We start from the raw sequence: 9,137 nt of genomic DNA, 5'->3' as shown, positions 1-9,137 counted from the left end.
AGGCAGCCGTCCAGGCGTGGTCATCGCCGATGTCGGTGACACCAACATCGTGCAAGGCACCGGGACCAAGGTCACCGGCCTGATCTTCCTCGAAGCCGGCAAGACCTACACCTTCAGCGGCAAGGCCGACGACGGCCTGCTGATCAACGTTGGCGGCAAGGACCTGGGCACCGCCCATTGGGGTGCCGGCATTGACCCGACCTCGGGTGACTTCAGCGGCAGCATCACCCCCGCCGAAACCGGCTACTACAGCCTCGACCTGTACCATCACAACCAGAACGGTCCAGGCTTCTACGACCTGAACCTCTCGGTCGACCAGGGTCCTGCGACCTCGATCGGTCAGAGCGGCGTGCCGCTGTACACCGACATTGCCGACCTGGTGAACCAGGGCATCAACGTCACCTCGCACGTCGACGCCAATGGCGACGGTTACTACGCCGGCTACGAACTGAACCACGGCGCCGAAAACACTGCGATCCAGTTGAGCACCATCAACGTGACTTTCGGCGACACCGCCGATAAATCCGAGCAGCATGTGCTGCAGATCAGCGGTATCCCGGAGGGCGCGGTGCTGCGCGACGGTGCCAACCATAGCTATGTTTCCGAAGCCGGTGGCAACGGCACGGCCGATATCACCCAGTGGGATCTGAAGACCCTCACCATCACGCCGCCGACCGACTTCATCGGCACTCTGGCCCTGACGGTCAAGGCCATCGCCACCGAGAACGCTGACCTGGCCAACCCTGCGTCGGTCACTCAGCCGCTCAACGTCATCGTCGACGCCGTGAACACCGCGCCAGTGGTGGTCATGGACGAACAGGTAGTCTTCAACGAAGGCTCGGCAGAATCGGTCAACCTGGTCTCGGGCCTGAGCATCAGCGACAAGGACAACAACGCCAGCGATCAACTGCAGGGCGCGAAGATCGTCATCCAGAACACCATGGCCGGTGACACCCTGAGCTCGGCGTTCGAAACCGGCAATGGCACCACTGCCCAAGGCATTGGCTACAAGGTCGGTGGCGTTGCCAGCGATGGCACCATGACCATCACCCTGGAAGGCATGGCCAGCCGTGCCGCGTATCAGGAGCTGATCAACTCGATCAAGTTCCAGGCGACCGGCGAGCATCCGGAAAGCACCGTGCGCCAGGTGTCGGTCGAAGTGACCGATACTGGCGTGCAGAGCAATGGCGTGAACGGCGCGACTTCGGTGGTGGCCAACAGCATGCTGGCGGTCAAGCCGGCGGTGGTCGTGACCCTGTCCGCCGAACCGCAGGCAGTCGAAGGCGGTGTGATCAAATACACCGCGACCCTGACCGATCTGCACGGCAATACCGTCAACGCCCTGGAAACCGTCCGGGTCGACATCGGCAATGGCGACAGCATCAGCATTGCCAAAGGTGCCTCGGCAAGCGCCATCACGGTCGCTGCGCCGCTGGATGACGTCTACAAGGATGCCGACTCGGTCAGCCGCACTATCCAGAACGTGACCGGTGGCGGCGACGTCACGCTGGTCCCAGGCACCACGCCGGTCAATGTGCTGGTAAACGACACTATCGACGCCACCAAGGTCACCTTGAACGCCACCTCGGCGGTCAACGACGGCGGCGTGATCACGTACACCGCCACGCTCGACCATGCCGCCGACAAGGCATTGAAACTGGTACTGTCGAATGGCCAGACCATCGATATCGCTGCCAATGCCAAGCAAGGCTTCGTCAACTACACGGTGGGCAACGATGCATCGCGCGCCGGTATCCTGACCGTTGCCATTGCCGGCATCGCCAGCGCTGCCGACGGCAAGCTGATCGACGGCAACTTCGAAAACCTGCAGTACAAGGATGCCTCAGCCAGCACCACCGTGACCGGTCCACAGACCACCATTGGTATCACGGGTGCCGAGCGGATCATCGAAGGTCAGTCGGCGATCTACACCCTGACCCTGAGCAACGAAACCAAGAGCCAGGTCACCGTCACCCTGAACTACTCGGGCAAGGCCGCCAACGGCGCCGACTTCCAGGGTCAGACCACCGTGGTCATCGACGCCGACAAGTCCTCCGCGACCTTCCCCATCAGCGCCCTGAGCGATCAACTGCGCGAAGGCACCGAACAGCTGGTGGTGACCATCGACTCGGTCACCGGTGGCAACTTCCAGAGCCTGACCACAGATCCGGCCCACGCCAGTGTCGCCATCAACATCATCGACAACAACCTAGTGGTCGATACCGCCACGGTCGATGAAGGTGCCACGCTGAACGGCAACGTGCTGACCAATGATCGCGACGGCGACAACAGCCTCACCGTGGCCAAGTTCAGCATCGGCGGCACCAGCTACGCGATGGACGCCAGCGGCCATGCCTCGGCGCCGGTCACCGCAACCGTCGGCAACCAGTCGGTAACGGTCGGCAACCTGACCATCGCCAGCGATGGCAGCTACACCTACACCCCGATCAAGGCCTACGAAAACTGGAGCGGCAGCCTGCCGACGGTTACCTACACCACCGATACCGGTGCCGTGAGCACCTTGAACGTCACCGTGGCGCCCGTCAGCGACACCCCGCTGCTCAGCGTTGCCAGCCCGACCACCTGGTCGCTGGCAGCCGATGCCAACACCGTTACCAGCGCTCAGGTCAGCCAACTGGGCGAGGCATGGAAAACCAACAACGCCGGCAACTACATCGAGGTCAATCCCTACAGCGTCTACAACGGCACGGCCAGCACCACCAAGGTCATCGAACTGGAAGGCCGCGAAAGCGATGCCAGCGACCTCTACACCGTCGTGTCCAACGCCAAGGCCGGTTCCCTGTACACGCTGGACTTCGACTACTCGCCGCGTAAAGGCCATGAAGGCGATTCCGACATCAAGGTCATGTGGGGCGACAAGGTTGTGGCCGTGATCAACGGCACCACACCGGGCATGGTGCATTACAGCCTGCAATTGCCGGTGGACAGCACGGCGAGCAAGACCTTGACTTTCGCTTCGGTGGACAAGAACTCGTTCGGCGGCCTTCTGGACAACATTACGCTGGCCACCACCAGCAACACCGGCGTGGCCGGCAAGGCAATCGCGCTGTCAGCGATCTCTTCGGAACTGGTCGACCGTGACGGCTCCGAAACCCTGACCACGACCATCTCCAACATTCAGGCCGGTGCCACCCTCAGCGACGGTACCCACAGCTTCACCGCCAGCAGCACTGCCCAGACGGCGGATGTCAGCACCTGGAACCTGTCTGCCCTGACGCTTACCACCGCAGCCAACGCCCCGGTCGGCGACATCAACCTGAAGGTCAATGCCACTGCCAAGGACGGCAGTGCCGAGGCCGCATCGGCGGCCGAGCAAACGCTGACCGTGCACGTCGTGGCGACCCAGCAGAGCTACAGTGTGATCACCGGCAACGCCGGCACCGAAACGCTGGACGGTACCACCGGCCGCGACATCATCGTCGGCGACGTGACCCCGACCCAGACCCAGAACGGCGCCAGCTACAACATCGCCTACATCCTGGATCGCTCGGGCAGCATGAAGGACACCCTGGCCAGTGCAAAGGACTCGGTCGCCACCGCGATCCAGCAGCTCTCGCAGAACCTGGGCGGCGGCACGGTCAAGGTGACCATCGTCGACTTCGGCACCGACTCCAAGCAAGGCGCCACGCTGACGCTGACGCCGAACATGTCGGTGGATGCCATCAAGGCAGGCCTGGGCCTCAATGCGATCACGGCAACCGGTGGCACCAACTACGAGTCGGCGTTCTTCAAGGCGGCGACCTGGTTCAACGGTACCGAGGCCACCAGCAACACTGGCGCGGTGAAGCTCAGCTACCTGATCACCGACGGCGAACCGAACTACTACCTCGACGCTGCCGGCAATCGCCAGGGCAACGGCTCTACCACCACCAGTGCCGTCATCGATGGCTCCGCCGAAGGCTTCGCAGCCTTGGCCAAGGTGTCGACCGTGGAAGCCATCGGTGTTGGCAACAACGCCAACAGCGCCACCGTGGCAACCTTGCAGAAATTCGACAGCGATGGCGAAGTACAAAGCAAGATCGACGTCGCCAATATCGCTGCGGCACTGAAAAACAGCCTCATCACTGCCGGTGGCGACACCATCAACGGCGGCGAGGGTCACGACATCCTGTTCGGCGACACCATCTCCTTCACCAAGGCAGGCGTCACCACCGAGGGCACGACGGCGCTGAGCGAGTACGTGAAGTCGGTCACCAACACCAGCTCCGTTACCTCCGAGCAGGTGCATGACTACATCACCAAGCACGCCAGCGAGTTCAACGTCGGCGCTGCCAGCTCAGACGGCCAGGCCGGTCTGTTCACCGTCGCCAAGGGGGGCAACGACTTCCTCAACGGCGGTGATGGCAACGACATCATCTACGGCCAGCGCGGTGATGACACCCTTCGCGGCGGCGCCGGCAACGATGTACTGTTTGGCGGCGCCGGCAAGGATACGTTCGTGTGGAAGACCGGTGACGTAGGTACCGACACCATCAAGGACTTCAGCCATGCCGAGGGCGACAAGCTTGATCTGTCCGACCTGTTGCCATCGGACGCCGAGACCAACCTGGCGAACTACCTGAAGCTGAGCACCGACACGGCCGGCAACTCGACCCTGCAGATCAGCACCAAGGGCGGCATGACCTCGGCTTCGGCCACGGTCACGCCAGACGTCACCATCAAGGTCGACAATGCGCACTGGGGCAGCGGCACCGATGCCATCAAGTCGCTGATCTCCGGTGGCGACCTGCTGGTCAAGCACCACGACTGATGCAGTCGGCGGCCGGCCCAGCAAGTCGGCCGCCAGCGGCATCCACTGGTTCTGAATCCGTGTAATCTCTGCCGAGGCTGCCCTGCAGTCTCGGCAGGTTTTTTTCGATGGGAGCGCTTCGATGTTCTACGTGCAACGCGATCGACAAGGTGCATTGGTCCGCGTGGAAGCGGCAGCCTTTGCCGAGGCCACAGAAACCCTGCCTGCCGATCATCATGAGATACAGGCGTGGTACGCCAACGATGTGGTCGAAACCAGCCTGAAACAGCTCAAGCAGAGCGATCTGGACATGATTCGGGTACTCGATGACCTGATCCAGGTACTGACCAGCAAAGGCATCATCCGTGTGACCGATCTACCGGCAGCGGCCCAGGCCAAGCTCAAGGATCGTTCCAGCGCACGGGTGGCGCTTGGCGGCTTGAATCAATTGATCAACGACGACGAAACCGGCTTGATCTGAAGCCTGCGTCCCCTCCACCACCGCGCCGGCAACGGCACGGTCCGAAGGCAGGCGAAGGCACGCGCAACAGCCCTAGCCAAGCTTCCAGGGCTGCGGCTCGCCCACCAGCTGTCCTTGGACGCCGGCAATACCCATCTCGCGAATCACCTGCAATTCCCCTTCCGTCTCGACCCGCTCGGCAATCAGCGGCAAGTCGATACTGTGCGCTGCCCGCTGAATGGCTTCGATGAACAGACGCTTGTGGCTTTCCTCGTTGATCGCGCGAATGTAGCTACCGTCGATCTTCAGGTAACCAAGGCCCAGATGGGCCAGGTTGCCGATCATGCTGAAACGCCCGCCAAAACGCTGCAGGCTCAGGCTGTAGCCCAGGCTGCGCAAACGCCGCGTGAGCTGCTCGAGCACGTTCTGCTCGGGTATCTGCTCCTCGCCTATCTCCAGGGTAAGGCGCGGGCCCAGGGCAGGATGCTGCGCCAGTCTGTCGAACAAACCCTCCAGCGCCTGGGGATCGTTCAACGTGGCCGCCGACAGGTTCAAGGCGAGTGTGGCATCGTGCTTGCGCAGATGCTCCAGGACCAGCTCCAGCATCAGCCGATCCAGTCGCGCCGACCAGCCGAAGCGTTCCAGCCAGGGCAGGAATCGCCCAGCGGCGACCGCCTGGCCCTGCTCGTCGATCAGCCGTGACAGCACCTTGTGATGCAGCACGCGCGTGGTATCCACGCTGCTCACCACCGGCTGGAAGTACAGCTGGAAGCGGCCTTTGGCCAAGGCCTCGTCGAGCAGCGTGTGCCAGGCGTGGTGGTCATTCTCCACTGTGGCCAGCGCCATGTGCTCCAGACACACCCAATTGCACTCGCCAGCACCCTCGGCTTGCGCCAGGGCCTCGTCCGCCAGCTTGAGTAATGCCTGGGGGTCGTCACCGGGGGTGTACGGCGCCAGCCCCAGGTGAGCCACCGGCAGCAGATCGGTAGCGCCGGTCTGCGCCAGACTGCGCAGGTTCGCGTCGAGCTCCTGAGCGAGCTGCTGAGCCTCTTCGCGCACCATGCCGGGTGCCAGTATGGAAAACTCGCCACCCCGGCTGCGGGTGATCAGGTTGTGCGTCTCAGGGTGGCGCGCACAGGTGCGCAGCAACTGCTGCCCCACCGCCTGCAGCAACTGATCGGTTCGCTGTCCGCCCAGGCGCTGGTTGAGGCCCGCAAGGTCGTTGATGCGCAACAGCACCAGATAGCCTGCACTGGCTTCCTCAAGATTGCTGACACGGGTGTGCAGCTGCATCTCGAAATAGCGTCGGTTGGCCAGGCCCGTCAGACTGTCCTGGTACGACTCGATACGCAGCCGTTCGCTGCGCACGGTCTGCTCGTGGAACAGTGCCTTGAGCTTTTCCACCATCTGGTTCATCGCCTGCACCACCCGGCGCAGCTCGGGAGTGCGCGGCAGATCCGGCAGGCTGAGGAATTCCCTGCGTGCAATGGCGTGCGATTGCTCGACCATGTAGTCCAGCGGCTTCAGCTGGCGACGCAACAACAGTGCACCCAGCGCAGCACTGACCGCGCCGCACAGCAACAACCAGCCCAGGCTGCCCAACGCGCCCTGCCACAGCTTGGCCACGGCAAACATCGGATGGCTGACCACCTCGACCCGCGCTGCCTGCTCCCAGCCGCGGCTGACGATCGCGTCACCACCGGCCGGTGCCAGGTTGATCATCTTGACGAACCAGGCCGGCACGCCGCTGCCGTCCGGCTCGGCCGCACGCTCGACGATGACACTGTCGTCCGCCAGGTTGACCACGCGAATGCTGGCGTAATAGCCGCTGTCGAAGATCGAGCTGACCATCAGTTCGACCATTGCCGGGTCGTCGATATTGGGCGTGAGCGACAACGCCAGTGCCGTGGCCGCATCCTGGGCGTGCGAGCGCAGCTGGTTGACGTACTGAGTGCGCGAACTTTCCAGGCTGACCATGAAGCTGCCAGTGAAAGCCACTACCAGAAACAGGCATATCGCGATCAACAGTTGTTTGAACAGAGACATCGTTGCTCCACTTAATTATCCAGACTCGCCGGAAAGCCTTCTGCGGTCATTTTCTTCAGTACGTCCTGCCAACGCGACAGGCGCTTGGTATCCCCTACCTTCTTGTTGCCACCAGCGCCGGTGAGCCACAAGCCCTCACCGTTGAAGGCGTAGACCGGCAGCAGGTCCTGGCGCTGGCTGGCAGGCAGAATTGGGTCCATCAGACTGTCCAGCACCAAGGGCATGGCCGTCGGTGTGGCGTAATAGGTGAGTACCATGTGCGCACGGTTCTGTCGCAACGCCTTGACGTAAGTGATGCGCAACTTGTCCGCCGCGACACCCAAATGGCGCAGGCTGAAGTACTTGGCGATCGCGTAGTCCTCGCAGTCGCCGGCACCCTTGAGCAGCGACTGCACCGGCGTGGCCCAATAGTCGACTTCGCGCCACAGATCGAGATCTTCTCGATACCGCAGTTGATGATTGAAGAACTGATTCACCACTTCCAGCTGCTCGCCCTCGCTCAGCGGCTTCTGGGTTGCCAACAACCGTTGCCACGCATCAATGCGCTGCGCGCCTTCACCCAGAGGCCCATACAGACCCTCGGCACGGCGACTGATCTGATTGAAGTCCCAGTCGGCGCGAAGCCCGCCCAGCAACGTGCCTGCCAAGGCAAAGGCGATCGCGAGACAGCGCACCGTCTGTAGGTACTTCAGCCGTGTAACCAACGTGTTCGATCCGCCAGGGAGGCAATTCAGCCCACCATGGTGCGGGGGCGCATGACAAAAAACAATGGCACGATGAAATCACTTTCTCATGACCCTGTGCAGCCTGTTCGTCGCTTCAACACTGCACTTCGTCTGGCTATCGGCTTGGCTGGGACGTTATTCAAACCTGCCATCTTTCAATGTGTAACTGCTTACGTCAGGATGGCGCAAATTGACTGAGGCTGTTTGGCGTGACTGAAAAATCCACTGTGCTGGCCAGCATCCTGGGCAGTGAACAGGTGCCCGCGCACTTGGCACGCTCGGTGATCGAAGAAAGGATTCGCGCAGCGATCTACGACGGGCGCTTGCCTTGTGGCATGGCCATCCGGCAGCAAGAACTCGCCACACTGTTCGGCGTCAGTCGAATGCCCGTGCGCGAAGCCCTGCGTCAACTCGAAGCACAAGGCCTGCTGAAAGTCGTGCATCACAAGGGCGCGGTGGTAGCCCCACTGATCAATCACGATTCCGTGGAAACCTACGCCTTGCGTATGCTTCTGGAGTGCGAAGCCTTGCGCCTGTCGGTGCCCCTGCTGGAAGAGCCTGATTTCGCCTTCGCCCAGGACTGCATCGAGCGCCTCGAAGGGACTTCGGACTACGTCGAGATCAGTCGTCTCAACCGGACCTTCCACTGGACGCTTTACGCACAGGCCGGTAACCGCCGGTTGTTGAACCTGATAGATGAAGGGCTGATCGAGGAGGAGCGCTTCCTGCGCTTCAATCTGGAAGCCATGGGGTTGCGCAACATGGCTCAGGACGATCACCGCAACCTGTTGCAGGCTGCAAGACAGCGCGATGCAGTACGGGCTGTCGAGTTGCTGCGAGAGCATCTACAACGCGGCGTGGACGCCATCCAGCGCTACCTGACCCAACGCGCGACAACTTGAGATACTGGCTGCACTAAGGTTGTGAAGTCCGGAAAGCAAAAACCCCTGTCTGCGTGAGCAGACAGGGGTTTTTTATTCAATCTTGACGATGACCTACTCTCACATGGGGAAACCCCACACTACCATCGGCGATGCATCGTTTCACTGCTGAGTTCGGGATGGGATCAGGTGGTTCCAATGCTCTATGGTCGTCAAGAAATTCCGTGTGCCGGGTTGGCTTAGCCAACCTCAGCGAAATATTGGGACTTCTACTT

Annotated in this window: 5 protein-coding genes and 1 rRNA gene; 3 read left to right on the top strand and 3 right to left on the bottom strand. The window is 61.8% G+C overall.

The window, feature by feature from the left end; translation table 11 throughout:
• Together H7993_RS20630 and H7993_RS20625 are read left to right on the top strand one after the other, a co-directional pair.
• Positions 1 to 4,771 (top strand): beta strand repeat-containing protein (locus H7993_RS20630; RefSeq protein ID WP_185795498.1); only part of this gene is annotated, 4,771 nt, incomplete at its 5' end.
• Positions 4,772 to 4,892: 121 nt separating this feature from the next.
• Positions 4,893 to 5,231 (top strand): tryptophan synthase subunit beta, encoded by a 339-nt coding sequence (locus H7993_RS20625; protein WP_122480651.1) that lies wholly within the window; start codon positions 4,893 to 4,895, stop codon positions 5,229 to 5,231.
• A gap of 72 nt (positions 5,232 to 5,303) precedes the next feature.
• On the opposite strand, the gene lapD is transcribed toward H7993_RS20625, so the two are convergent.
• The gene (lapD, locus tag H7993_RS20620; RefSeq protein WP_185795497.1) at positions 5,304 to 7,256 is read right to left on the bottom strand and encodes a cyclic di-GMP receptor LapD; all 1,953 of its coding nucleotides are present in this window, start codon (positions 7,254 to 7,256) and stop codon (positions 5,304 to 5,306) included.
• Between the two features lie 11 nt (positions 7,257 to 7,267).
• Positions 7,268 to 7,930: a cysteine protease LapG gene (gene lapG / locus H7993_RS20615; protein WP_264382018.1), complete on the bottom strand. Its 663-nt coding sequence runs from the start codon at positions 7,928 to 7,930 to the stop codon at positions 7,268 to 7,270.
• Positions 7,931 to 8,190: 260 nt separating this feature from the next.
• Here lapG and H7993_RS20610 point away from each other — a divergent pair, with 260 nt between their 5' ends.
• Positions 8,191 to 8,883 carry an FCD domain-containing protein gene (locus tag H7993_RS20610; RefSeq protein WP_185795495.1) on the top strand — a complete coding sequence of 231 codons (693 nt, stop codon included), beginning with the start codon at positions 8,191 to 8,193 and terminating at the stop codon, positions 8,881 to 8,883.
• Positions 8,884 to 8,963: 80 nt separating this feature from the next.
• Here H7993_RS20610 and rrf read toward each other — a convergent pair.
• Positions 8,964 to 9,079, bottom strand: a 5S ribosomal RNA gene (gene rrf, locus H7993_RS20605).
• Positions 9,080 to 9,137: the final 58 nt, after the last annotated feature.

Origin of the sequence: Pseudomonas baltica, from assembly GCF_014235765.1 — a bacterium.
Lineage (GTDB): Bacteria > Pseudomonadota > Gammaproteobacteria > Pseudomonadales > Pseudomonadaceae > Aquipseudomonas > Aquipseudomonas baltica.
The sequence above is the reverse complement of the archived record's forward strand: the minus strand, read 5'-3'. Positions and strand labels throughout refer to the sequence as shown.

Coding starts and splice junctions, on each gene's coding strand:
- H7993_RS20625 (WP_122480651.1), top strand. CDS start 4,893: ATGTTCTACGTGCAACGCGATCGACAAGGTGCATTGGTCCGCGTGGAA.
- lapD (WP_185795497.1), bottom strand. CDS start 7,256: ATGTCTCTGTTCAAACAACTGTTGATCGCGATATGCCTGTTTCTGGTA.